The organism is Aridibaculum aurantiacum, assembly GCF_017355875.1.
GTDB lineage: Bacteria > Bacteroidota > Bacteroidia > Chitinophagales > Chitinophagaceae > Segetibacter > Segetibacter aurantiacus.
Genome location: NZ_JAFEWC010000003.1, coordinates 1026918 through 1049029 on the forward strand (window position 1 = coordinate 1026918; position 22112 = coordinate 1049029).

The window sequence follows — 22112 nt, forward strand, 5'->3', positions numbered from 1 at the left end:
ATGCGAGATAGTCCTGCAATTTATTCTTTCTGCTGTTAGCAAACTCATTCTCCAGGTTTACAATCACCAACAAAAAGCCACCGTTTAGGTGGCCTCTCTTATTGTACAGTTTTCTTAAGCTTGTCTTTAAATACCTTTTGGAATTTTTCCAGCTTTGGTTGTATCACATACCTGCAATACATCTGGTTTGGGTTGTTGTTGTAATAGTCCTGGTGGTAATTCTCTGCTTCGTAAAAATTCTTAAGTGGTTCTACCGTTGTAACTATAGGATTGCTCCATGCACCTGCTTTATCAAGTTGCTCTTTATATCCTTCAGCTAATCTTTTTTGTTCTTCGTTATGATAGAATACAGCGCTTCTATATTGCGGGCCTACGTCATTACCTTGTTGGTTAGGCGTGGTTGGATCATGTGTCTTCCAGAAGACCTCTAATAGCTCGTCATAGCTGATCTTTGCAGGATCGTAAACGATCTGTGTTACCTCAACATGGCCGGTATTCTTTTCGCAAACCTGCTCGTAAGTTGGATTTTTTACATGGCCGCCACTATAACCGCTCGTTACTTTTAGTACACCTTCCAATTGCTGAAACACAGCTTCTACACACCAAAAACAACCGGCACCAAATGTGGCTGTATCTGTATTAATGTTCGACATGTTTGAAAAATTTGCAGTTTTTAATGCTGATGTATCTTGCGTTGCACAAGAAACAAAGCAACAGTTTAATACCAAAGACAGCGCCAATAGGTAATTCATAAATCGCCACTTGTTTGAAACACAAAAGTCTAGTTACTTACGGTAATAAAATCCCTAAAGTTGGTAGGGGTGGCGTTAAAGTTAGTTAAATGCATTGTTCATGCTTCAATAGAAGAAAAGATGAAATATGTTTGGTGGATTGCCATAATGATCTGCTGTGTAGGATGTAGCACTGCAATTAAAGGAACTGCTATGAAAGTACATGCTATTCGATTGAAGCCCGGTGATGACCTGAAGCAGTCCATCTCTTCTTTTGTAAAAGAAAAAAATATACAGGCGGGATGGATAGCAACATGTGTTGGCAGTCTTACGGATTACTCTATCCGTTTTGCCAATCAACCACAATCAACCAAAGGCTCAGGTCATTTTGAGATTGTAAGTTTAGTGGGTACACTTTCAGTAAATGGCTCACATATACACATTAGTATTTCTGATAGTACAGGACAAACGATTGGCGGCCATCTGAGTGATGGATGTAAAATATATACCACTGCAGAGATTGTTATTCATGAATCGAATGAACTCATATTTACCCGGGAGAAAGATGGAAGCACGCCTTGGGAAGAGCTGCAGATAAGGAGAAGAAAAGAATAATACATTTGATAAAAATTACCTGCTATGGAACCAGAAATTGAAAACTTTCTTCAAAGCCTGCCGGAAGAAAAACGCAAGGTGGCTCTTAAGCTACGCGAAGTGATATTGAAAGCTCATGCAGGTATTGGAGAAACCATCAAATGGGGGCAACTGACATTTGTTGCTGGTAAATCAAATATTGCATTTATCTATACCTACAAAACTGTGGATTATGTGAACCTTGGATTTCTGAAAGCCACTTCTTTACTTGATCCAAACAATCTCTTTGAAGGTACCGGAACTGGTATGCGGCATATAAAAGTAAAGACGGTGAAAGATATTCCGACGGCGCAGGTAAAAGCATGGGTAAAGGAAGCCGTCGCTATAGCAGGTGCCAAAAAAGCAGCCGTAAAAGCAAAACAAGCAGCACCACCAGCAGAAGGATAGATGTTCCTTTCGCATCATCCCATATATTAGTTTTCGTTTCAAAGAAAAACAGGCAGAGCTGTAGCTGTGCTAGCTTACTTTTGATGCTGTTTAAATATTCTTATGCAAAACAAGCATGCAGCTGTAGATATAGTGAATGAAGTACTGGAAGCTTGTATTCTTGCGTTTCCTGTTTCCTCTTTTGTAATCAGTTTATACAAGCAATACCAGCAGCGGGGCAGCCTGAGCAAAAAGCAATTGGAAGGTTTACATGGTAAAGCATCTGCCATAAAAGATCTTCCCGCAGGTAAACTGGCTACTTTGGAAGCTATGATAAAAAAAATGCCTAACCGCTATAAATCTGAAGTATCTGTTTCTGCACCCTTGTTTGAAAAAGATGCTGCAACAGGAGAGGTGATCAACTGCATTCTGGAAAAATATCCGCAACACAAACGGGTGCTCTTTCTAAAATCAAAATATGATAATAATGAAGCACTCACGCCAGCTGAAGTGTCTGACCTGAAAAGGCTGCAGCAGTTGTTGAAGGTGTAGATTCATCCTGTTCTTAATTCATTATTTACAATTACATCAATAGATACGTTCAAAAAATTAGCATACAGCTTATGCTCCTGTACTCCAATTTCTAACGAAATAAAAAGATGACGATCGTCAGTTTTTTGCTGTAGCACATCCTGTTTCTTTGGGTGTACTGAATGGTGCTGCTTATGAAACTGCCCTTTTCACCTGTTGTAAACCGACTTTCAATCATCATCTTCTTCTTTGCTGCAATAGCATCAGCAGGAGGTTTATTGCTACCTGGCCTATACCTTGATAAAGAGCTATACGTTATTACATGGAAGGCAAACGATATTGTCACGTTTTTCTTTGTTCTACCTGCATATTATATTTCACTGCAAGCTGCCAGGCACGGTTCACCCAAGGCTATATTAATAGTAACAGGGCTGTTGGCGTATATGCTGTATAACTACGCTTTCTACCTTTTTGGTGCGGTGTTCAATAAATTCTTCCTGCTGTATGTTGCTATCTTTAGCTTAAGCATTTATGCGTTGTTTATTCAATTGGCTACCATAGATGCAAAAGCAATAGCTGTTGCTATATCGTCTAAATTTCCACGAAGAGCGATAGCCATTTTCCTTGTTATGGTCACACTGCCACTGGCTATTTTCGAGATCATCCAGTGTGTGAAATTTATAATGAATGGAACAACACCTGCGGCTCCACCACTCATTTTTGCACTCGATCTTTCTATAGTAGTTCCTAACACTGCACTTGCTGCAGTTCTGCTGTGGCGCACGCATGCCTGGGGTTTTATATTGGCAGCAATAATGCTAGTAAAAGCCATAGCTTATGGCAGTGTGTTGTGTTTGGCAACCACTTTAACGGCTATTAACCTGCACCTTCCTGTTGACCCGCTTTTGCCTTTTTACATGTTTATAACCATTGGTGGTTTGATATCAGGTTTTGCTTTTTGGCGACATGTAAAACCTTTATCGTTTTAGCAGAACACGCTTTATCTTATTACAAATACACCTTCTAATGCTGCAGTTTCTCATTGTGCTGTGGCATAACATTTTAATTATTAGCAGTAAATGGGATGAATGACAAAGTACGGACCTATTGTTTTTTTAGAAGATGATTCGGATGACCAGGAATTTATACGGGAGGTAATTGAAGGATTGAATGTCAGGAACGACCTGATGATCTTTAGCACTGCTATGGAGGCTTTTAAATTTTTAAAAGAAACTGCCATACAGCCTTTTATCATTTTCTGCGACATAAACCTGCCAATGATCAATGGGCTGGAGTTTAAGAAGATGATGGAGGAGGATCCATCTTTGAAAGAGAAAAGCATTCCATTTGTGTTCTTTTCTACATCAGTAGATAAGGCAAGTGTAGAAGAAGCATTTGAACAAATGACGGTCCAGGGTTTTTTTCAAAAGCCAGCCAACATACCAGAATTAAAGAAAATGCTCCAGGTGATCATTGATTATTGGACGCTTTCAAAACATCCGGCTAGTGATGAATATTAGCACTTCATCAGCTTGGAATACATAACAAAACATATGAAGATCAGAAACCTACTTACCATAGCTGCAGCCTGCATGATTGCAGCGTCTTGTGGTACAGATGCAGATACTTCTACTAAGCTTGAAACGCCACTACCAGCGCCACGGGCAGACAGTATGCCTGTAGTATCTCCCGGTCATGATGATACTGCAGCCGTCTTGCGTACGCCAGTTCCCAATGACAATAATGTTATTTTGCCTGACAGTACAAGGTAATCGTGCTGTCAAAAATGCATTTCATTTTGGGTACAATTAAACTTCAAATCATCTATAGGTGGAGAGACTAATAAGTTCTGTGCTGGCATTAACAGCCTTTGTATTTTCCTTCACAAAAAATAGTTTCTAAACCCATTTTTCAACGACCAAAATACCTTCTAATAAACCTGTTATAGAAGGCTTCACTTCTGCGTTTGCCAAATTGTTAGTAGATTGTTATTCCATCTTTTAGCGCCTTTCCTCGCATAGGTTTTGATATACTATTGGCGTTAAAACATTCAAACATGAAATACTTAATAGTAACGGTTCTTGCCTTCGGATTGGCTGCAAGTGCTGAGGCTCAAAACAAAGTGAGAAGCACAGCGCCATCGCGTGCCAGAGTGGTTGTTGCAGCCCCCGTAGTACCAGCTTGGGGTATGGGAATGGGAATGGGATTTGGTTGGGGCCCGGCTCGTTGGTCTCCATTCTATAGCCCGTTTTACGATCCGTTCTACGACCCATATTACCGTGGCCGCATGGTGCAGTCGCGTGTGCCATCTGAGCTTCAGCTGAAGCTGGATGAAATAGTAAATGAATATGACTACCGCATCTCTTCTACCAGGAATGATAATTCACTTTCCGGCAAAGAGAGAAGGCAAAAAATTCGCGAGTTAAGGTACCAGAAAGAAGGCGCTTTGATAGATGCAAAGCGAAACTACCTGAAGAGTGAACCAACAGGTTCTGAAAACAAATAGATCTTCAACGATCAGGATCCCGGTTTTTACCGGGATTTTTTTTGCGTTAGTATTTGCACTTTACACATCATTTCAGATGTATAGCAGTAACTTAAAGGTTCAAATCTACTGGCATGCAACAGAATAGTCTTTTTGGTTCAGAAGAACATACTCTTCAAAACATAACCGATGATGAAAGAACAATGGCTATTCTCTGCCATATTCTTACACTCTTTGCACCCATCCTTGCGCCATTGATAATTTACCTTGTAAAAAAAGATGATTCCGCTTTTGTAGCAGAGCATGCTAAGGAGTCGCTCAATTTCCAGATCACTATGGCGCTGCTTTGTATAGCACTGGTCTTTACAATAATAGGGCTCTTGTTTATCTGGCTGGTGGGCATCTTTATATTGATATGCGTAATCATAGCTTCAGTAAAAGCCAGCGATAAAAAGATCTACAGGTACCCGATGACCTGGCGACTGGTAAAATAGGTTGTACGGTTAAAGGATAATTATTTGCTGCGGTAGTCTTTGATGATATCTTCAATTGCCTCCAACATGGCAAGTTGCTCTTTATAATGCCCCTCCTGCGCTTCAATGTTTAGGTAAGGAATATTGTTCTTAGCAGCATACACCGAAAGAGAGCCGTCGTCTGCCACACGTTTATTGTCCTGCAAAACAACATTGATGTTCTTTTCAACGATACGCCTATAAATGCTGCTGTCTGTAGTGATAATAAAATCATCTGTATCCATTTCCGGGTTTACATAAACCTCTTTAGCATTATTCTCTTCGTCACCACCTTCCTGGTAGTTCTTGATGGAATAATTTTCATCCGTGTTGTTGTGAAGCGCGATCAGCAGTTTTTGGTTTTGTAACGGTTTCAAGATCTCCCTGGAAAAAGCTTGAACTTGCTTGTAACTTTCAGGTGTGTAGTAGCTGAGCTTCTTCAACGTGGCCTGTATTCCTTTGTTGCTATAGATTCGGTTGGGATCGAAAAAGAAGCGCGACTTGCCGATGTAGAAAGAGATGTTTCTTTCACCTGAATGTTTTAGCCGGATCATTTTGCCACCATAGTTATTCATGAATTCGGTGGCCGCGTTCACACTTGTTTTTTCATTCTCATGCACGTTCAGGAAGAGTATGCCATTGTTGCAAGGGATAAAGCAAGAAGTGATGATCTGCACTTTTGTGTTACCTATTCTTACTGTTTTTCCTGATGTGGTGTCCTGCGCAATTGCAGGTATAGACAATGTTGCTAGTATAAGAAATTGAAGGGCATATTTCATAGTAGCTAATATAGACATGAATCAGTTGCTGTAGTTTAGTTTTACTACCTGCACCTACACATAGCAGCTTGTTAATAATGATGTGTAATGCTAATGACTTATACTTGCTTTTTATAATTGTCAACTTTAAGCCACCATGAAAAGAAGCCTTGTCTTATCAATTAGCTTTATGTTATTGGTCGTATTGGCACAGCCTGCCAGCAGCCAGTCTATCAGGTTGAGTAACTACAATGGTTTTACGGGTGAGCATGATATAGAAACATCTATTGTTACTTTGAAGAATGGCTTTACCAATGGATTTGGTGTCTCGCTGCGGTCATACGGGCATAACCAGTACTTAAGCTTTATTGGCTATGGCAGCAACAACCGGGCAGTAGGGGAGAATGATCGTCTACAATTTGTTCAGCAGGATGGAAGCATTATAAAATTTGATTCACGGGTGCAACTGCCTTCTAACCAGACGCCTGTTCCTAATCTTTATATCCATCATTATTTCATTACCCGCCGCGAAGTGGAGGCCTTGCAAAAAACACCTGTTACCAGTGTGCGTGTTGTTTCTGCATATTCACAAACTGATATTCCTGTTTCTAAAAAAATGGCTAAAGAGCTGGTAAGGCTGTCTGAAATATTTATAAAAGAACTCGACAAGTTTTAGTTCCTGGTGTAGTTTCTCTCTTCTACAATAACACCTTCCAGATTGGTTTGTGCTAATGCTATTGCAGCAATAGTAACAGGTATTTCACCAACAAAAGACTGTTCTAAGGTGGCATCATTTTTCATTCATCTTCATCAACAGCATGCGTAAGTGATTGCTATTGATTCATGATTTAAACAACAGGAAGTGATATGAAAAAAGATAAAACCAAGAACCAGGTAAACGTCATCCATCCATACCGAACCAGCCATGGTACATGGGTGTACGACGATCCGGATGTGCCTGTATATGCAGAAGCATTCGTGATGGGAAGTAGCGAGTTGATTGATATGGTAGTAGGCAAGGAAGTAAATCATTTCACGGCATATATCTCGGAGCAGCCTCTGCCCAATGCTTCCGTCATTTTAGATAATGTAGATGAACAGGTAGGAGATGGGATTAAAGGTTGGTACGAGTGGCGTGGCAAAGGTCACAGGAATTGGTTCTGCGGGCACTTGACCGACTACTTTACCGGGTACCCAAAGACCATCTATATCTCTATTGCTAACACCAGGGCTTGATGACAATCGTATTAAAAAAGTTAGATTAAAACAGGTCGCAAACACTTAAGAAGCCGCTTCAGCTTTTGTAGTTGGGCGGCTTCTTACGTTTGGCAATTTTATAAAAGCATCATTGCAAGGCTGTTAGAATAAGTGGGAACGAGTGCTAAAAAAGTGGAATGAAAAAACATTTCTGTGCCCTATATTTAGCCCCACTTTTAATGAATTATATGAAAAACATCTTCATCCTGGTTCTCATCAATCTCATAATTTCATCAGTAGCCTTTGCACAGGCGAAGCCAGCTGTTAACCAACAGGTAGAGGTAAATTGGAAAGGCAAGTGGTACAAAGCACGTATTCTTGAAGTAAAGGGAAATAATTACAAAGTGCGCTACGATGGCTATTCCAGTAAGTGGGATGAGACAGTAACCGCTGCCAGGATAAGAGGGCTTAACGCAGAAAAACCAGCTGCAAACACTGCCTCTGCTAAACCGGCAGTGAAAACTGGCAAATACGGTTGTACCGCTTCTAAATATTCTGGTGGTTCTTATACTTATCTTCCTAAAGGTTCTTTTGAGCTAAAGGCAAATGGCGCTTATGCTTATAATGGTTTTGAAAAGGCTAGTAACGGAACCTTTGCTGTTGGTAGTGGAGGTGTTATCACATTTTCATCAGGCTATCTTAATGGCGGAGAGGCTACACCAATGGAAGGATCAGAGAACAGGTACTACCTGGTATTTCCTACCATTCCTGATGGCCGCTGGACATGCAGGCTGTTGGATTAACCAATAATTGTAAGCTATGTAACTTCCTATATAAGCAACTATACTTAAAGCTAGTGTAGGAGAATACCACCCATGCGACTAGTTCTTACAGTTGTCACCTAATAATTTCTACAACATAATCTTCAGCCAGCTGTGCTAGCAAAAACATGCTGCAAACAATAAGCAGGCTCTTTAGCATTACCTTCCAGCGAGGCAGGTGGTTGAAAAAGTTTACGAAGGTGATGACGTTGTAGCATAATAACACAGGTAACTCAATGTATGCAGTGTCTAGTTTCGGCCATATGAACTTGATCAATGAGATAGCAGTAGCGGCTACAAAGAAAAATGAGACAGTATATAATACAAGGATGCCCATCTCTGCATAATTATACTTCGACCTGTAGAAGAAAAGGTATGCGATCAACGCGTATATGGGCAGCAGTACGATGTGAAGCAGTACCATGTACTCATGGAAAAATGTAGCTTCTGTAATGCTGCCGATGTTATAGTATTTATATAGTGCCTTGAAGATCCAGTAGCGGCTAAGCGCGGCTATTGTTGCACAGATAAAGAAGGTTGAAAAAGGTTTCTGGTGCCGGAAACGATCACCCTCAATATATCGTCTTTGCATATGGCCCGGGGCAGTAAGTAGTTGCTTTAGCGTATATCCAAATCCTTTATCTAAATGTGTAAAGAGGTGGAAGACCTCGTGAAGCAGCCCATGTAAGGTGATCTGTTTTGTTTGGTAAGGCTGACCGCAGCGGCTACAATAATTTTCCAATCCAGTAGAACCGCAGTTTCTGCATACGTAGGTTTTGTTGGCAGTAGTCACTTTTATTGACTTTAGTTTTTACAGATAGGGTTTAGTGATCTTCAATAGGTAACATGTTTTAGTTGCCTAAGCTTGAGCCGCATTTGAAGACAAAGTACAATTTTTTCTTCCTGCTTAACAAGCTGGTATACCTGTGGATTATATTCTAAAAGATGGATTGATTGGTTAATAAATCAAAAAAAGCACCTGTTGTCAGGTGCTGTATTAGTTAATGATTGTTTTTTGCTGTTACTATTTTTTATCTGCAGAAAGTTTCAGGTGCAGGTCTACCACTGGTTTAATGTGGTGCGCACCTGCAGCCGGATCAGCAGCATAGGTCATACCCCAATCCACACGATTTATCTTGAAGGTAGCCTCTACCTGCAGTTTGTTGCCTGTAAACGTTATACGTGCAGGGAAGCTTATGGTTTTTGTTACACCCAGCATTTTAAATCCACCTGTCACCTGGAAATTCGCTCCTTGTATTACGCCGGCTTCATTTTGCTTGTGGTAAGGAACAATTTGGCTAATATCAAAATATGCATTTGGGTGCACCAGTATGTTGAAGAAGTCAGGGCTCTTCAAGTGAGCTTCCAAACCTGCTTTAGGCTCGCCGGTAAGGTTCAACACATCGAGCGATAGTATAGGAATAGTAAATCTGCCTCCTTCTACCTTATTATTTCTAGTTTTTATTTCGGCGCTGGCAATTGAGAATGTACCGCGGTTAAAATATCCATCAGCCAGGTAGCCTTTCCACTCTACCTTCGACTCGGTGGTGTTTACAGTATAATCATTAATTTTTTCTGTTTCTTTCTTACAGCTTGTTAATAATACAATAGCACTAAATAGGGAGAAAATTGTCTGTTTCATTGTTAAATAGTTTTGGTTGCTTTTTTGAATTTGTTTTTGTTTTGGTTGAGGCATAGCAATGTCCTTCACAGCTCTGCCGTATTTTTTTAAATGATCAGTATTGTTTAAGAATTATTTTGCTGGTGTAAGTGCACCCAATCCGATACACATCCTAAATCCTGGATAATGCCGGAGATCATTTGCCGATTAATAGCTTTCTCTTCTTCTCTGGGATAAAGTTTTTGTGCAACATCTTTATAAAAAACCTGTAATTGCTTTCGGCTGTATCCATAGTTAATAAAGAAAGCCTTCGTCACTTTTAAATAATCTACCAGCAGGTTAACTGCATCTTCATGGATGATGGTGCCAGGAAGATCATTATTGGTACGTACATAGGTGTCAACATCATTTCTCCATACAGTAAGAGCAGGCGCCTTGAAAAGTGTGATCGATCGAAACATCTTCTGTATTAGGAAGTGACGGAAATTGGGTTAAAGAAATAATACGCCGTATTTGCTTTTCAACTGGTTTGTCATCTGCATAATCGCTTCTGCAGGCGGTGGTCCTTGAGGAGGTACAACTGAAAGTTCAGTAGAAGGATAGCTGTACTCCAGGAAGTACTCCAGAAACTGTCCCGGGGTGATCAGGTTCAGGAACCTTACAGTTTCAGTTTTTATTATGAAATGATGAGGCACCTGTCTTGGTGCAAAAACTGCATCACCTTGCTTGGCTACTATTTTTTCTTCACCAATGTGAAAAGACATAGATCCTTCCAGCAGGTAAAAAGTTTCATCTTCGTTTGTGTGATAATGCGGTGGTGGTTCTACGCCTTTTGGTAATGTCATATCAAGCAGGGCCATCGTTCCGTTTGTTTGCTTTGGATCAATAAGCACTTTAAAATATCCGCCTTGGTAGTCGCGGTAATCTGCAGCAATTGCTGGTTGAAATTGATTAATTGTTGTATTCATATTTGTTGTTTTTTGTAATGCAAAAATGCATTAACCTAAAAGCAATAAATTGTACAAAAGCGACGTGTGTTATAATTCAAATTTATTTTAATTATCCTGTTCAATTTGTTATCTAATTTATTTTTGCCAGCATTTGTATTTTATGTCGTATTCGTTGCGCCTGCCCCGTCAGCGTAAAACTGCGGGGCACAATCGCTTCATCAGCATCTCTTTTATGAATCTTTAGGTTTATTAGTAGTTGGCAATTTTAAAATAAAAAAGCTACAGGTTTATTTCTGTAGCTTTTTCTATTCTTTTATTATTAAATCATGCATTTACGAGCGGCATATTCTTTACAAAGCATTTACCATGAGTCACAAATAATTCTGATGAATTGCGCGACATTAATTTAGATGGACTAATACCTGCTATTTTTTTAAAGTATTTTGAAAAATGTGCCTGGTCGTAATAGCCTGCCTCATAAGAAAGAGATGTCAGTGACATACAAGGATCTTTTTCCAGGCAGCTAAATGCACTATTCAACCTGATTATTTTACTGATCTCTTTTGGTGTCAGGCCCACCTTTGCACGAAATAGCCGCTCCAGGTGCCTACTTGATATACCGAGCTTCGTTTCCAGGTTCTGGATATTTAAGTTTCCGTTGAACTTTTCTAATTGTGTAACAGTGTAATCGATGTAGGCCGCATTATCTCGTTTTGGCAGCAACTTCTTTTCAAAGAAATTATCCAGTATTGCAATTTTATTTTCGTCATCCGTTGCTTCATGCAGCATTTCCATTGCCTCATTTACAGATCGTCCCCATATAGCTTCAAGTTCTACGCTTGGAATGTTGGTGAACTCTTCCATGTTAAGCGGCAGCAACTGCTGTATGCCCGACGGTTTAAACTGTATTTTGATCAGCCGTGTGTGACCAGAGAATTTGAGCCAGATGGGCTGCGTTAATTGGCCAACCATGAAAGCCTGTGAAGTATTGTGCATTTCCTCAGTAGCACCAGACAAACTATAGCCATGAGGTTCGCCCAGTAAAAACAACATTGACACCTGCCCAAATGGAATCAATCGCCATATGGTTGAGATAGACGAGAGTTGCTTCCAGTCAATGTCAACAAACATATAATTGTCAATATAACTACTCAATGCAGCACTAGGCTGGTGCAGTTGAACTTTCATGATGATGTAAATTACTATCGCAGGCAAAAATGGTAATCTCAAATTTTACAAACTTGTACAAAAGCGACATAAGTGGTAAAAGGGATGATAGCAGTAGCTGCCTTATGTTTCATTCTTCTTCATTCATTCTTTTATTTTTACCGCTACTAATAGTGTCTAAGCCTATTTCAACTTAATTTATCTAAATGCAACAACTGGTCAACTTCTTTCAATCCGCAGGAAAAATAGATGCAGCGCTAAGCCTTGAGATAGCAAATAATTTCAAAGAAAAAGTGCTGGCGAAGAACGATCTATTTTTGCGGGAAGGACAGGTAAGCAATGAATACCTGGTGCTGACAGAAGGGCTTATGCGTGCCTATGCCATAGATACCAATGGTGATGAAAAAACCACTGAGTTTTATGTTGCGGTACAGCCGGTTTTTGAGGTCGCATCCTTTTTTGGTCGTGTTCCATCGCAGGAAAATTTCCAGGCTATTACTGACTGCCGGGGCTGGGTCATCAATTTTGAAAAGTTGAACATGCTGTTTCACGCGCTACCAGCATTTAGAGAAATGGGACGCGGAATATTAGTGAAAGGTTTTGCTTCCTTAAAAATGCGTATGCTTTCCCAGATCACCACAACAGCAGATAAACGTTACGAAGCTTTGCTCCAGGCTAATCCTGTATTGTTTCAGCATGTGCCTCTAAAGTACATAGCATCTTACCTGGGCATAACAGATACATCGTTGAGCCGGATACGAAAAGAATTGTTGGATAGAGAAAGAAAGTAATTGTCGCATCATTTCTTGCCATATGGCAAGAAGGAAATCCTGTGCATGAATTTGATTTGCATAAAATTCACAACATGCTACAGATGCCAAATTTTATTCCGGCTGTTTTTATTGCTACAACCTTACTTGCTGCTTTTATTTTTTATAGAGCAACCAATAAAAACCTGAAATTTTTATGGCTGTTATTTCCATGGTTGCTTGTACAAAGTGTACTTGCATTTTCAGGTTTTCTTTCAGTTACAGATGCCTTGCCTCCACGTTTTGCGGCTATTGTCCTGCCGCCGGCCTTTGTGGTTGTTTACTTGTTTTACACAAGCCACGGAAAAGCGTTTATAGATAAACTTGATCTGAAAGCATTGACACTATTTCATGTTATCAGGATACCGGTTGAGCTGGTACTGTACTGGCTGTTCCTTCATAAGTTGATGCCACAACTGATGACATTTGAAGGAAGAAATATTGATATTGTTTCTGGTATCTCAGCACCCATCATTTTCTATCTTGTATTCATATCCAAAAAACTGGATGAACGCGCATTGCTCGTTTGGAATATTGCATGTCTCTGTATCCTTGCATTTACAGTTACCAATGGTATTCTATCTGCGCCTTCACCCTTTCAGCAGTTTGGTTTCGACCAGCCAAACACGGCAATAATATCTTTCCCATTTGTATGGTTACCCGGAACCATAGTGCCGCTTGCTTATCTTTCTCACCTGGTTGCAATACGACAATTATGGAAACGAATTACAGCCACCAAGCCAGATGCAGTAATAGCTTGAATATGCAAGAAGCCACCACCATCAAGTGTTGAAGATTTCTAACAGCATAAAAAAATGCGCCACCAGTTTTCCAGATTTAAGGCACCGGTGGGGCATTGTATAAAAACAGTAATTCTTACACTTCCTCGCCCGTTAGAATGTTATTTTCTTTTAATTGATCCTCTCTTGTTTTATCGCGTATGGTGATGGATAGATCTAAAGAAGCATATTTGTTCTGGAAGGTCTTTGCATTCTTTCCAGTTCTATCGTAATCGCCATTAAGGTCAGTAAAGCTTTGGAAAACCGTTAGAAGTGGCTTGTCATCTACTGTGCCTAAGAATTTACCAACTATCCCTGCTAGTTCGAGTGTGAGGCTTGTTATTGCTGATAAATTGGATGCTGATTTTACCAATGTGCTCAGTTTAGAAGTCAGGTTTTTAAACTGCTCATCATCCTTTGCTTCCTGCATAATTTTAGCAACATTTCTGAGCCTTTGTTTACATTTTATAAGCGAACAAAAAATATGTGTTTGAGAAGGAATATCATCGTTCTCATCTTTTGGTTTCCAGGAAAATAAAACCCGATCTACCGAAAGTTTATCTCCATCATCCACTCGTTCAAAACCATGTAAATCAAATGAAATAGGACCTTGTTCAACATCTGAAATAGCCAGTGTGATAAGGTAAACCTTAGCAAGCCCCGGGAAAGGAAAAACCTTTGGGGTCTTGTTGTCAATAATGGTGATGTTGGATAGCCTGACCTCGATGCCCGATAAAGATTTGGAAGTTGGAATTTCTCTTGTTACGGCATGATTTGCAGAGTAAAACTCTTCAACAAAATTGTGTTCTTCCGTTTGCAGGTTGGAAAGAAAGTTGATCATATCCGGTTGTTTTAATGATGATAATAATGTAGAAGTTAAATCTTGTAGATGGTAAATACTACAGGTATTAGAAAAATAATTTAACTGAAGTTCGATTATTATAATGAAGCAGTTTGGTAAAGGACAGTACATCATTTAGCCATCTTCTGATCAGCACATTTAACAACAATGCTGGCAGAAGGATATCCTGCATCTTTACTTTTGCGCGATGATCTCATTTTCACCTTTAACACCAGCCGACGCGCCTTTGCTTGCTCAGATCGGTGGAACCAGTTTATTGGAATCGCATGGGCATAGTCAACCAATAGAAATTATGCAGGCTTATGTAAACAGGAGTTTCAACGAAAAAGCCTGCCGTGCAGAATTAGAAAATGAGCAGAATATTTTCTCGGCTGTTTATTATAACAATCAACCTGCAGGATATTATAAGATCATCTACAAATTTCCTCATCCTGCAGTTTCCTTAAAAGGAGTAACCAAACTGGAACGTCTTTACTTGCTAAAGGAATTCTATGACCTGAAGCTGGGGCATCATCTACTTGAACAGGCCATCAAGCAATCTAAGGCAGCAGGCGATAAGGGTATGTGGCTGGAAGTCTGGACGGGTAATGATCGGGCCATTCGTTTCTACCAAAAGAAAGGATTTGAAATGGTCGGTGAAACTGAATTCAGGTTGACTGCTACGCACACCAATCCGGCATGGGTAATGCTGCTACAATACGAGTAGTTTTTGAATAAGTTTATCTACTTCAGTTGACACAGCTTTGTAAGCTATTTACTATCTACCACATCATCAGGTGTCTGATAATATTCTACCAGGCATGTATCCAGCGGCTGGCCCTGGTTGTGGATGCAATCGCAGAATTGTGCGCCTGCCGTGGTTCTGTTAGTATTTTCAAATTGCGTCATGCAATCCTTCGAACTATTGCGCGGCATAATGTCGAAACCAAATTGTATAAACAAGATGATAACTGCAACTGTTGCCACTACGCCAGCAAAGAACCTCGCAGGAAACTTGTTGCTTAGTTCACTTTGCTTAGGAGGAGGATTAGTACCAGGTGCTCCAAATGGAAGGATGTGTTTTAGTTTGTCATAGTTCCAACAGATGAGGAACAATGAAGCCAATACCATAAGCGGCGACGTAAGAATTGATCCTTCAAATCGCACTGCGTGTGAAAGGATACAAATATTGAGGATGATAGGAAAATAGATGAGCGCACCAAGCAATACCGTACGGCGAAACAGTAGCAGGATGGCAGCTAGCACTTGAGCATAACCAATGAATGTATAGTAAAAGCCTGTGTGATGTAATGCCTCTAAATATTGACCCATGGGATGATTAACAGAAAGACCTGAAGCAAATCTTTCGCCTATAATCTTTACCGTACCAGAAGTGATAAAGCCAAAGGCAAGTGCAAGGCGAGTAAAGTTGGCAAAGTAGTGTAGCCACCGGTTTCCTCTTGCTTCAGCATGAAGTTGATCCAACCTTGAAGAGATGCTCATGATTTTATTGTTTGACTAATTGAACCCATACTTATTTATTCTTCCAGTCAAATAGCTTAAAGTCTGTTGTGAGCCTGCATGGATTTCCTGCTGCATCATAACCAATATAGGTGGCATACCTGCCATCACCAACACCGGTAGTAAATGCAGCCAGGTTGTACGAACCAAAACTGTACATTGTATAGCGCCAATCAGGATGGTAATGTTTATCCATCTCTTTAAACAGTTCATGCTTGCTTTCCATCTCCCATATCTGCTTTGGATTTAAACCTTTGATTGCATCCTGGTCCATAAAAATGCCGACGCCTGCATCTACACCATAACCATGTATCTCTTCATCGCCAACGGGTAGCGGCTTCTGTCCTTCAAGCAGTGCCAGCTCCCATTTTACAACTGGTTCATCGCTGAATTTGATTCTCGCAAAAGCAACCATTTCTTCACCTTCCACACCAGCAATAGAAAGCTGAACGGGAAATTCGCCGGTTGGAAAAACCTGCGTAAAAGGAAGTCCATACTCATCTATATGAAGCGGGTCGCAAGCAACTATACGTCCTGTAGTGATCTTCAATTTCCCGATCGTCACACCGTACAAATTGATATCCTGTGTTCTTCCTTTTTCTGTCGTTCCTTTTATAAATGCTTTTTCAAAAAGAGCAGGCTGTGCTATGATAGCTGGCGGTGTAGAAGTGATGGTGTCAAGTTTTTCGGTTGAAATAGGCGTATCGTTTTTTGGTGCACCTATTTTGCAAGCAAAAAATGCCAGAGCAATAAAAATGTATCTCATGATAGAATTTATATGGTTGATTTAGGGGATAAGAGTTTTAGATCTGTTTTGAACTCAGTCGCTGGAAAGCACTTTGAAATTCAAAGCTAATGAAGTAATGAACATCATTGAAAAATATTTTCTGCTGCCGGCAGCCTGGCTGCTAAATAAGTTAGAGGAGGAGAAGGAACTATCTATTAAAATAGAATGGCGTAGAATGAGGTTAACCGAAACTGGTAATTGTACTATTTTTTACTACCATTGCTACACAGATAATGAGTATAGGCCAGATTATATTGATAATTGTAAGCGGCTTGGGCATCTTCCATGGCTTGTTCACCGCTGTTCTACTTTGGAGTACAAAAGCACCTAACCCGCTATCAAACAAGTTGCTAAGTGCTGTCATGGTTGTTCTTTCGCTCAGGGTGGGTAAGTCTGTTATTATGGCTTTCGTAGATCGCTTCCCGATGCTTTACGTTTACCTCGGCTTATGCCTTATGCTATTCATCGGGCCGCTATTCCTGATTTACGCAAAAACTGTTTTACAAAAGAACTTTGCGCTTAGCAAAAAGGAGCTATTGCATTTCGTACCCGCTGTTGTCTTCATTGCCCTTGGTTTCCCGATGCAGCAATTTGGTTTCAGGAACCTGCCGGAGTATATCGCCATTTTCTGCTTCCTGTTTTTCTATATCCATTTTCTCTCTTACATCTTATTCTCTTGGCTTAAGGTAATAAAGGCAGCAGAAAGTACAACAGAAACCAAGGCATGGGTGAATATCCTCACCATTGGTTTGTCGACCATCTGGTTTGAATATGTCCTGAACCTTTTTGAAGAACGCGTTCCCTATATTTTAGGACCAATTGTTTATTCAGTTACTGTGTATGTTATCACCTTTCTTGCATACAAGCATAAGTACCTGTCAGCCATCAACACGGTTAAGTACAAGACAACCGGCCTGTCTGAAAGCGAAACTGAAAACCTATTTGCAACTGCAGATGAACTGGTACAAAAGGAAGCTTTATACCTTGACTCAAATCTTACGCTGGCTATCTTAAGTAAAAGGTTGAAGTCAAGTAGCCAGAAATTATCAATGGCAATTAATATCCGTTCGGGTTCAAATTTCAATGAATATGTAAACCGGTATCGTATTGCACATGCAGAAGGTCTGCTGAAAGATCCAGCGCTGGCAAATATGAGTATTGCCGCTATTGCTTATGAATGTGGCTTCAATAGTTTGTCGTCTTTTAATACCGCGTTCAAGAAAATCAACGGCAGAACGCCTTCCATGTTTAGAAATGCAATGGCTTGATTTTCAATAGTTACTCCTTCTGAAATATCGTTTCCACTTACGAAATTATCATTCCGGTAGGTCTGTTTCATGCTTCTAAGTTGGTTTGCATAAAACCAAATACAATGAACAAAAGCTTTCTACTGGTCTTGCTGACCTTGTGTGTATTCCAAGCCTTTTCGCAGGCTAAACAATTTAAAGTAGGTGACGATAGACGGAGGTATATCGTGTATCTGCCAACTGGTTACCATGCGGATTCGATGAAAAAATACCCGCTCGTTTTCAATTTTCATGGTGGCGGAATGACGATGACGGAGCAGATGTTTTACTCAGGCATGAACAAGTCAGCTGATAAAAACAGTTTCATTGCAGTGTATCCTCAAGGCATCAACCAGGACTGGAACGTGGGTTTTGAGACCTCGTACCGCCATGGGACGAATGATGTTGGCTTTGTAGAAAAGCTGCTGGAATACCTGGTAAAGCAGTACCGTGTAGATGAAACAGCGGTATATGCTACCGGCTTATCAAGAGGTGGCTTTTTCTGCCATAGGTTAGCTGCAGAGCTGCCGGGCAAAATTGCCGCCATAGCATCAGTAGGCGGATTGCTGCCGGATAGTGTGGTGGCTTTTCATACAAGCAAGACGCCCATTCCAGTCATGATCATTCATGGCACTGCAGATGAGGTAGTAAAGTATGAAGGTAAAACCGGTGCTTATAAATCTGCGGCTGAAACATATAACTACTGGAAAGTGCTCAACAATTTATCTGCAGCTAAAGAAACGACTACTACAATTGATAGGCATCGTAGCGATAGTACAACTGTTACCACCAGGACAGTAGGTGATGGTAAAGCTGCGGTTAGCCTTGTAAGTATAGTAGGAGGTGGTCATACATTGCCGGGTGCGGATGCTTTCAATATTGGTTTTCCTTTGGGTAAAACAACAAGGGAGATTGAGTTCAACGAGATCACCTGGAACTTCTTTGCCAGGTACAGGCGGGATAAGTAGAACCTCGAAAAATTTAGTTGTTAGAGTTGCCATTCTTTGAAAATATAGTACTGAGAATGGCAACTCTTTTAAAAGAACAAGTTCAAGGAGCTATAAATTTCTACCCAAACATGCGCGGCCTTTTCAGTAAAACATCATGATCATATGTTATATGAGCTTTTTGCCTCTTATTAATGATTATAAAAATCCAAATGATGCCCGAGAAAGACGTAATGCGTTTCCGACACAATTTCTGATGATTTCACACGGTTAAATTGCATTACCTATGTTTAACCGTCACCTGATCCAAAAACTAAAGCCATACTTATCAAGGCACCTTTTGATAATTGTGGGCGTGGTTGTACTCTTGTTTACCCTTTCGGTAGAGTACAATTGGACGGAGGCCATCGTGCAGTTTTTTCACAGGTACCAGGATTCCCCTGTTGATGATGTGGTAGTCGCCTTAGCCATCATGAGCATTCTATTAATCGGTTATAACCTACGATTAAACAAGCAGCAAAAAACGGTAATAGAGAAGCAATCGCAGGTAGAAGCTGTTCTACAAACTACGCAGGATAACCTGGAGTTGGTAGTTGCCAATAGCTCCGGCATTATCTATCACTGTGAGCCAGGAGGCGATTTCAGAATTCTTTTTATTAGTGACAATGTAACTTCTATTCTTGGCTACGATAGAGAGGAATGCTTGTTGTCCGGGTGGCACAGCAAGCATATTCACCCGGAGGATAAGCTAAGAGCAAAGGAAGAAATAGACAAGTTGTTTAAAAAAGGCACCCATTCCATTACCTATAGATTCAAGCACCAACAGGGGCATTGGGTTTGGTTACGTTCTGAACCTAAATTAATTGTAGACAATGCAGGTAATCCTACTAAGTTGGTGGGCACTTTTCGTGATGTGACTGAAGAAATTGTATCTGCAGAATTGATGCGTCAAAAGAACGAAAGATTTGAGTATGCATTTAAAGCTTCCAGGGATATTATTTATGACATCAATATACAAGACGGTACCTCGTGGTTTAGCGAAGAGTTGAATCGTTCCTTTGATTACCCTGTAGATAATATCATTGTAAATGTAGAATGGTGGAAGAGTAAGGTTCACCCGGATGACCTGCCGGAATTTCTTGAACTGATAAATGCTGCATACGAAGCTAAAAAAGCAGATTGGGTGGCTGAATACCGGTTCCAAAAGGCGGATGGTAGCTATGCAAACATCTTAAGCCGTGGTTTTATTTTGTATTCACCAGCTGGCATTCCGGTACGAAGGGTTGGTTCTATGAGCGACATCACTCTACTAAAGCAGGCTGAAGCTGACTTGATAGCCGCAAAAAATAAAGCAGAAGAATCTGTAAAAGCAAGAAGTGAGTTCCTGGCCAATATGAGCCACGAAATCCGCACACCGTTGAATGGCGTGATTGGAATGACGGAACTTGTTTTACAAAGTAAGCTTGACCTGCAGCAAAAGCATTTCCTAAAAAACATTCAATCTTCTTCTAAGATATTGTTGGAGCTTATTAATGATATCCTTGATTTCTCAAAAATAGATGCAGGCAAACTGGAACTTTCTCCTATCAATTTCTCCTTACGCGATGAAGTTTCAGAAGCACTACAGGGCCTTGGATTAAAAGCTTCATTGAAAGACTTGGAGCTTATATTTTCTATAGACCAACAAGTGCCAGACCTGTTGTTTGGTGATGCCTTGCGACTGCAGCAGATACTCACTAACCTTGTTTCTAATGCTATAAAGTTTACTGAGCAGGGAGAGGTGATCGTGCAGGCGAATTTGCAGACACTGCACAGCAACAATGAAGCGGTAATTCACTTCCGCGTTTCCGATACAGGTATAGGTATTGCGCCTGAAAAACTGACAGCGATATTTAATGAATTTACCCAAGCAGATAATTCTACTACAAGGGAGTACGGCGGCACAGGCCTTGGTCTTGCCATTACCAAACGACTGGTAGAACTATTGGGTGGAAATGTGTGGGTGGAGAGCAAGGTAGGAGAGGGAAGCACTTTCCATTTCACCATTCAAGTGACTGTACAAAATACCCAGATCAGGTCGCGCTTTTTTGCTGATGCTGCATTGGATGGCAAGCGCATATTAATAGTAGAAAAAAATAAGAATGCTGGCAATCATACCCTTCAGCTTATCCAGCAATTCAGGATGCGCGGAACTGTAGTATCAACCGGTGAAAGCGCCATATTTGAACTTAAGAAAGCTGCTCAACAAAAGGATCCATATTGCCTGGTATTGTTAGGTATAACACTAGCTGGCAAGTTGGACGGTTTTGTAACTGCAAGAGAGATCATAGCTTCTAATCTTTTACAGAACCAGCGCATCATTGTTGTTTCTATGTCGCACAAGAAAAGCGATAGAGAGCGTTTTGCAGAACTGGGTGTGCATGCATTTTTCTCAAAACCTTTTAGCCAATCAGATTTGTTGGATAGCATCCAAAGTATTTTATTATCAGGAGATCAACCTGCTGAACAGGGTGTGCTGATTTTGGATAAGGAACTTGCAGCTAACAAACCTGCAGGCAGTTTCAGAATTTTAGTGGCAGAAGATAATACCATTAACCAGGAAGTAGCAGTTAATATGCTTAGCCGGCTTGGTCATTCTGTTACTATTGCTAATAATGGTTTTGAAGCTGTAAAGGCTTTTGAAGAGGAAGAGTTCGATATCATCTTCATGGATGTGCAGATGCCTAAGATAAATGGATATGTGGCTACGGGTAAAATAAGAGAAAGTGAAAAAGACCAGGATAAGCATATTCATATCATTGGTCTTACGGCAAATGCAATGAAAGGTGATAAAGAAAAATGCATTGCAATGGGAATGGATGATTACTTAAGTAAGCCTGCTCGTTTCGATGATTTCGTGCAAGCCATTGAAAGGTTTGGAAATAAACAACCAGGTGTGATTCCAAGAACTAATAAACAATCATATTCCCCTGCGGCTATTATGAATTTGCCTGCCTTATTCGATCGGTTAGGAAAAGACGAGGAGATCTACTGCGAATTTATGAACAAGATAGCTGAACACATCAACGATACGTTTGATAGGCTGGTTCAAGCCGCGGAAGACAGGGAGCAGGAGAATATAAAATATGCAGCTCATTCGTTCAGGGGATTATGTGCCAACCTGGAGGTAAGCCGTGTATCCGAGATAACCATACGAATTGAAAAGCTTGCAGCGGAAAGAGATTTTTCTGAAATAGATAAATGCATAAATGTTCTTAATGATATACGTGCAGAAGCCTTAGAATATATTGAAGCCAATAAAGATGTAGTGCTGCATGACCAGTATGAATTTGCGTAACAATATTCTTTT

The 22112-nt window shown here is 40.4% G+C and carries 28 protein-coding genes; 17 read left to right on the top strand and 11 right to left on the bottom strand.

Features of this window, described 5'->3' with window-relative positions; genetic code table 11:
* Window positions 1-98: 98 nt before the first annotated feature.
* Window positions 99-653 carry a peptide-methionine (S)-S-oxide reductase MsrA gene (msrA, locus tag J4N22_RS18050; protein ID WP_242692274.1) on the bottom strand — a complete coding sequence of 185 codons (555 nt, stop codon included), beginning with the start codon at window positions 651-653 and terminating at the stop codon, window positions 99-101.
* Between the two features lie 219 nt (window positions 654-872).
* Between msrA and J4N22_RS18055 the strand changes: the two genes are divergently transcribed.
* The 8 genes from J4N22_RS18055 to J4N22_RS18090 all read left to right on the top strand — a co-directional run bounded on the left by J4N22_RS18055 (window position 873) and on the right by J4N22_RS18090 (window position 5261).
* The gene (locus J4N22_RS18055) at window positions 873-1346 is read left to right on the top strand and encodes a PPC domain-containing DNA-binding protein (RefSeq protein WP_207496933.1); all 474 of its coding nucleotides are present in this window, start codon (window positions 873-875) and stop codon (window positions 1344-1346) included.
* A 24-nt stretch (window positions 1347-1370) separates the two neighbouring features.
* Window positions 1371-1772, top strand: a complete 402-nt coding sequence (locus tag J4N22_RS18060; RefSeq protein ID WP_207496934.1) for a DUF1801 domain-containing protein — start codon at window positions 1371-1373, stop codon at window positions 1770-1772.
* 102 nt (window positions 1773-1874) lie between these two features.
* Window positions 1875-2303 carry a hypothetical protein gene (locus J4N22_RS18065; RefSeq protein ID WP_207496935.1) on the top strand — a complete coding sequence of 143 codons (429 nt, stop codon included), beginning with the start codon at window positions 1875-1877 and terminating at the stop codon, window positions 2301-2303.
* A gap of 173 nt (window positions 2304-2476) precedes the next feature.
* Window positions 2477-3271, top strand: coding sequence for a hypothetical protein (locus J4N22_RS18070; protein ID WP_207496936.1), 795 nt, complete (start codon window positions 2477-2479; stop codon window positions 3269-3271).
* Between the two features lie 99 nt (window positions 3272-3370).
* Complete coding sequence (locus J4N22_RS18075; RefSeq protein WP_207496937.1) at window positions 3371-3802, top strand: response regulator; 432 nt, start codon at window positions 3371-3373, stop codon at window positions 3800-3802.
* 33 nt (window positions 3803-3835) lie between these two features.
* A complete protein-coding gene (locus J4N22_RS18080) occupies window positions 3836-4054 on the top strand; it encodes a hypothetical protein (protein ID WP_207496938.1) in 219 nt (72 codons plus the stop codon).
* 284 nt (window positions 4055-4338) lie between these two features.
* Window positions 4339-4788, top strand: coding sequence for a hypothetical protein (locus J4N22_RS18085; RefSeq protein ID WP_207496939.1), 450 nt, complete (start codon window positions 4339-4341; stop codon window positions 4786-4788).
* A 113-nt stretch (window positions 4789-4901) separates the two neighbouring features.
* On the top strand, window positions 4902-5261 hold the full coding sequence (locus J4N22_RS18090; protein WP_207496941.1) for a DUF4870 domain-containing protein: 360 nt from the start codon (window positions 4902-4904) through the stop codon (window positions 5259-5261).
* Window positions 5262-5281: 20 nt separating this feature from the next.
* Here J4N22_RS18090 and J4N22_RS18095 read toward each other — a convergent pair whose 3' ends face one another.
* Complete coding sequence (locus tag J4N22_RS18095; RefSeq protein WP_207496943.1) at window positions 5282-6076, bottom strand: hypothetical protein; 795 nt, start codon at window positions 6074-6076, stop codon at window positions 5282-5284.
* A gap of 118 nt (window positions 6077-6194) precedes the next feature.
* Here J4N22_RS18095 and J4N22_RS18100 point away from each other — a divergent pair, with 118 nt between their 5' ends.
* Complete coding sequence (locus J4N22_RS18100) at window positions 6195-6713, top strand: hypothetical protein (RefSeq protein ID WP_207496945.1); 519 nt, start codon at window positions 6195-6197, stop codon at window positions 6711-6713.
* On the opposite strand, the gene J4N22_RS20135 is transcribed toward J4N22_RS18100, so the two are convergent.
* Window positions 6710-6838: a hypothetical protein gene (locus J4N22_RS20135; protein ID WP_255551773.1), complete on the bottom strand. Its 129-nt coding sequence runs from the start codon at window positions 6836-6838 to the stop codon at window positions 6710-6712. The genes J4N22_RS18100 and J4N22_RS20135 overlap by 4 nt on opposite strands.
* Before the next feature lie 66 nt (window positions 6839-6904).
* On the opposite strand from J4N22_RS20135, the gene J4N22_RS18105 reads away from it, so the two are divergent.
* Window positions 6905-7273, top strand: a complete 369-nt coding sequence (locus J4N22_RS18105) for a DUF6717 family protein (RefSeq protein ID WP_207496947.1) — start codon at window positions 6905-6907, stop codon at window positions 7271-7273.
* Window positions 7274-7482: 209 nt separating this feature from the next.
* The gene (locus tag J4N22_RS18110) at window positions 7483-8037 is read left to right on the top strand and encodes an agenet domain-containing protein (RefSeq protein WP_207496949.1); all 555 of its coding nucleotides are present in this window, start codon (window positions 7483-7485) and stop codon (window positions 8035-8037) included.
* A gap of 94 nt (window positions 8038-8131) precedes the next feature.
* Here the strand turns inward: J4N22_RS18110 and J4N22_RS18115 are convergent, their stop codons facing one another.
* From J4N22_RS18115 to J4N22_RS18135, 5 genes are all read right to left on the bottom strand, one after another.
* Window positions 8132-8797: a DUF3667 domain-containing protein gene (locus J4N22_RS18115; protein WP_207496950.1), complete on the bottom strand. Its 666-nt coding sequence runs from the start codon at window positions 8795-8797 to the stop codon at window positions 8132-8134.
* Between the two features lie 282 nt (window positions 8798-9079).
* Window positions 9080-9697, bottom strand: coding sequence for a YceI family protein (locus J4N22_RS18120; RefSeq protein ID WP_207496951.1), 618 nt, complete (start codon window positions 9695-9697; stop codon window positions 9080-9082).
* A gap of 104 nt (window positions 9698-9801) precedes the next feature.
* Entirely contained in the window at window positions 9802-10137 is a 336-nt protein-coding gene (locus J4N22_RS18125; RefSeq protein ID WP_207496952.1) for a hypothetical protein, read from the bottom strand.
* A gap of 30 nt (window positions 10138-10167) precedes the next feature.
* Entirely contained in the window at window positions 10168-10644 is a 477-nt protein-coding gene (locus J4N22_RS18130; RefSeq protein WP_207496954.1) for a cupin domain-containing protein, read from the bottom strand.
* Between the two features lie 306 nt (window positions 10645-10950).
* Window positions 10951-11814 (bottom strand): AraC family transcriptional regulator, encoded by an 864-nt coding sequence (locus J4N22_RS18135; RefSeq protein WP_207496956.1) that lies wholly within the window; start codon window positions 11812-11814, stop codon window positions 10951-10953.
* A gap of 185 nt (window positions 11815-11999) precedes the next feature.
* Between J4N22_RS18135 and J4N22_RS18140 the strand changes: the two genes are divergently transcribed.
* Window positions 12000-12584 carry a Crp/Fnr family transcriptional regulator gene (locus J4N22_RS18140; RefSeq protein WP_207496957.1) on the top strand — a complete coding sequence of 195 codons (585 nt, stop codon included), beginning with the start codon at window positions 12000-12002 and terminating at the stop codon, window positions 12582-12584.
* An 83-nt stretch (window positions 12585-12667) separates the two neighbouring features.
* On the top strand, window positions 12668-13363 hold the full coding sequence (locus J4N22_RS18145) for a hypothetical protein (protein WP_207496959.1): 696 nt from the start codon (window positions 12668-12670) through the stop codon (window positions 13361-13363).
* A 115-nt stretch (window positions 13364-13478) separates the two neighbouring features.
* Here J4N22_RS18145 and J4N22_RS18150 read toward each other — a convergent pair whose 3' ends face one another.
* Window positions 13479-14357, bottom strand: a complete 879-nt coding sequence (locus J4N22_RS18150; RefSeq protein ID WP_207496960.1) for a hypothetical protein — start codon at window positions 14355-14357, stop codon at window positions 13479-13481.
* Window positions 14358-14430: 73 nt separating this feature from the next.
* Here J4N22_RS18150 and J4N22_RS18155 point away from each other — a divergent pair, with 73 nt between their 5' ends.
* The gene (locus tag J4N22_RS18155) at window positions 14431-14949 is read left to right on the top strand and encodes a GNAT family N-acetyltransferase (RefSeq protein WP_207496962.1); all 519 of its coding nucleotides are present in this window, start codon (window positions 14431-14433) and stop codon (window positions 14947-14949) included.
* A 44-nt stretch (window positions 14950-14993) separates the two neighbouring features.
* Here J4N22_RS18155 and J4N22_RS18160 read toward each other — a convergent pair whose 3' ends face one another.
* Together J4N22_RS18160 and J4N22_RS18165 are read right to left on the bottom strand one after the other, a co-directional pair.
* Entirely contained in the window at window positions 14994-15725 is a 732-nt protein-coding gene (locus J4N22_RS18160) for a DoxX family protein (protein WP_207496964.1), read from the bottom strand.
* A gap of 31 nt (window positions 15726-15756) precedes the next feature.
* Window positions 15757-16509 (bottom strand): DUF4241 domain-containing protein, encoded by a 753-nt coding sequence (locus J4N22_RS18165; RefSeq protein ID WP_207496965.1) that lies wholly within the window; start codon window positions 16507-16509, stop codon window positions 15757-15759.
* Between the two features lie 254 nt (window positions 16510-16763).
* Here J4N22_RS18165 and J4N22_RS18170 point away from each other — a divergent pair, with 254 nt between their 5' ends.
* The 3 genes from J4N22_RS18170 (at window position 16764) to J4N22_RS18180 (ending at window position 22100) form a co-directional block, all read left to right on the top strand.
* Complete coding sequence (locus J4N22_RS18170; protein WP_207496966.1) at window positions 16764-17798, top strand: helix-turn-helix domain-containing protein; 1035 nt, start codon at window positions 16764-16766, stop codon at window positions 17796-17798.
* Between the two features lie 104 nt (window positions 17799-17902).
* Entirely contained in the window at window positions 17903-18784 is an 882-nt protein-coding gene (locus J4N22_RS18175) for an extracellular catalytic domain type 1 short-chain-length polyhydroxyalkanoate depolymerase (protein WP_207496967.1), read from the top strand.
* 265 nt (window positions 18785-19049) lie between these two features.
* Window positions 19050-22100: a response regulator gene (locus J4N22_RS18180; RefSeq protein WP_207496968.1), complete on the top strand. Its 3051-nt coding sequence runs from the start codon at window positions 19050-19052 to the stop codon at window positions 22098-22100.
* The last annotated feature ends 12 nt before the right edge of the window (window positions 22101-22112 follow it).

Bases quoted from the DNA above. Each gene is read 5' to 3' on its own strand.
- msrA (WP_242692274.1), bottom strand. From the start codon at position 653: ATGTCGAACATTAATACAGATACAGCCACATTTGGTGCCGGTTGTTTT.
- J4N22_RS18055 (WP_207496933.1), top strand. From the start codon at position 873: ATGAAATATGTTTGGTGGATTGCCATAATGATCTGCTGTGTAGGATGT.
- J4N22_RS18060 (WP_207496934.1), top strand. From the start codon at position 1,371: ATGGAACCAGAAATTGAAAACTTTCTTCAAAGCCTGCCGGAAGAAAAA.
- J4N22_RS18065 (WP_207496935.1), top strand. From the start codon at position 1,875: ATGCAAAACAAGCATGCAGCTGTAGATATAGTGAATGAAGTACTGGAA.
- J4N22_RS18070 (WP_207496936.1), top strand. From the start codon at position 2,477: ATGAAACTGCCCTTTTCACCTGTTGTAAACCGACTTTCAATCATCATC.
- J4N22_RS18075 (WP_207496937.1), top strand. From the start codon at position 3,371: ATGACAAAGTACGGACCTATTGTTTTTTTAGAAGATGATTCGGATGAC.
- J4N22_RS18080 (WP_207496938.1), top strand. From the start codon at position 3,836: ATGAAGATCAGAAACCTACTTACCATAGCTGCAGCCTGCATGATTGCA.
- J4N22_RS18085 (WP_207496939.1), top strand. From the start codon at position 4,339: ATGAAATACTTAATAGTAACGGTTCTTGCCTTCGGATTGGCTGCAAGT.
- J4N22_RS18090 (WP_207496941.1), top strand. From the start codon at position 4,902: ATGCAACAGAATAGTCTTTTTGGTTCAGAAGAACATACTCTTCAAAAC.
- J4N22_RS18095 (WP_207496943.1), bottom strand. From the start codon at position 6,076: ATGTCTATATTAGCTACTATGAAATATGCCCTTCAATTTCTTATACTA.
- J4N22_RS18100 (WP_207496945.1), top strand. From the start codon at position 6,195: ATGAAAAGAAGCCTTGTCTTATCAATTAGCTTTATGTTATTGGTCGTA.
- J4N22_RS20135 (WP_255551773.1), bottom strand. From the start codon at position 6,838: ATGAAAAATGATGCCACCTTAGAACAGTCTTTTGTTGGTGAAATACCT.
- J4N22_RS18105 (WP_207496947.1), top strand. From the start codon at position 6,905: ATGAAAAAAGATAAAACCAAGAACCAGGTAAACGTCATCCATCCATAC.
- J4N22_RS18110 (WP_207496949.1), top strand. From the start codon at position 7,483: ATGAAAAACATCTTCATCCTGGTTCTCATCAATCTCATAATTTCATCA.
- J4N22_RS18120 (WP_207496951.1), bottom strand. From the start codon at position 9,697: ATGAAACAGACAATTTTCTCCCTATTTAGTGCTATTGTATTATTAACA.
- J4N22_RS18125 (WP_207496952.1), bottom strand. From the start codon at position 10,137: ATGTTTCGATCGATCACACTTTTCAAGGCGCCTGCTCTTACTGTATGG.
- J4N22_RS18130 (WP_207496954.1), bottom strand. From the start codon at position 10,644: ATGAATACAACAATTAATCAATTTCAACCAGCAATTGCTGCAGATTAC.
- J4N22_RS18135 (WP_207496956.1), bottom strand. From the start codon at position 11,814: ATGAAAGTTCAACTGCACCAGCCTAGTGCTGCATTGAGTAGTTATATT.
- J4N22_RS18140 (WP_207496957.1), top strand. From the start codon at position 12,000: ATGCAACAACTGGTCAACTTCTTTCAATCCGCAGGAAAAATAGATGCA.
- J4N22_RS18145 (WP_207496959.1), top strand. From the start codon at position 12,668: ATGCCAAATTTTATTCCGGCTGTTTTTATTGCTACAACCTTACTTGCT.
- J4N22_RS18150 (WP_207496960.1), bottom strand. From the start codon at position 14,357: ATGATGTACTGTCCTTTACCAAACTGCTTCATTATAATAATCGAACTT.
- J4N22_RS18155 (WP_207496962.1), top strand. From the start codon at position 14,431: ATGATCTCATTTTCACCTTTAACACCAGCCGACGCGCCTTTGCTTGCT.
- J4N22_RS18160 (WP_207496964.1), bottom strand. From the start codon at position 15,725: ATGAGCATCTCTTCAAGGTTGGATCAACTTCATGCTGAAGCAAGAGGA.
- J4N22_RS18165 (WP_207496965.1), bottom strand. From the start codon at position 16,509: ATGAGATACATTTTTATTGCTCTGGCATTTTTTGCTTGCAAAATAGGT.
- J4N22_RS18170 (WP_207496966.1), top strand. From the start codon at position 16,764: ATGAGTATAGGCCAGATTATATTGATAATTGTAAGCGGCTTGGGCATC.
- J4N22_RS18175 (WP_207496967.1), top strand. From the start codon at position 17,903: ATGAACAAAAGCTTTCTACTGGTCTTGCTGACCTTGTGTGTATTCCAA.
- J4N22_RS18180 (WP_207496968.1), top strand. From the start codon at position 19,050: ATGTTTAACCGTCACCTGATCCAAAAACTAAAGCCATACTTATCAAGG.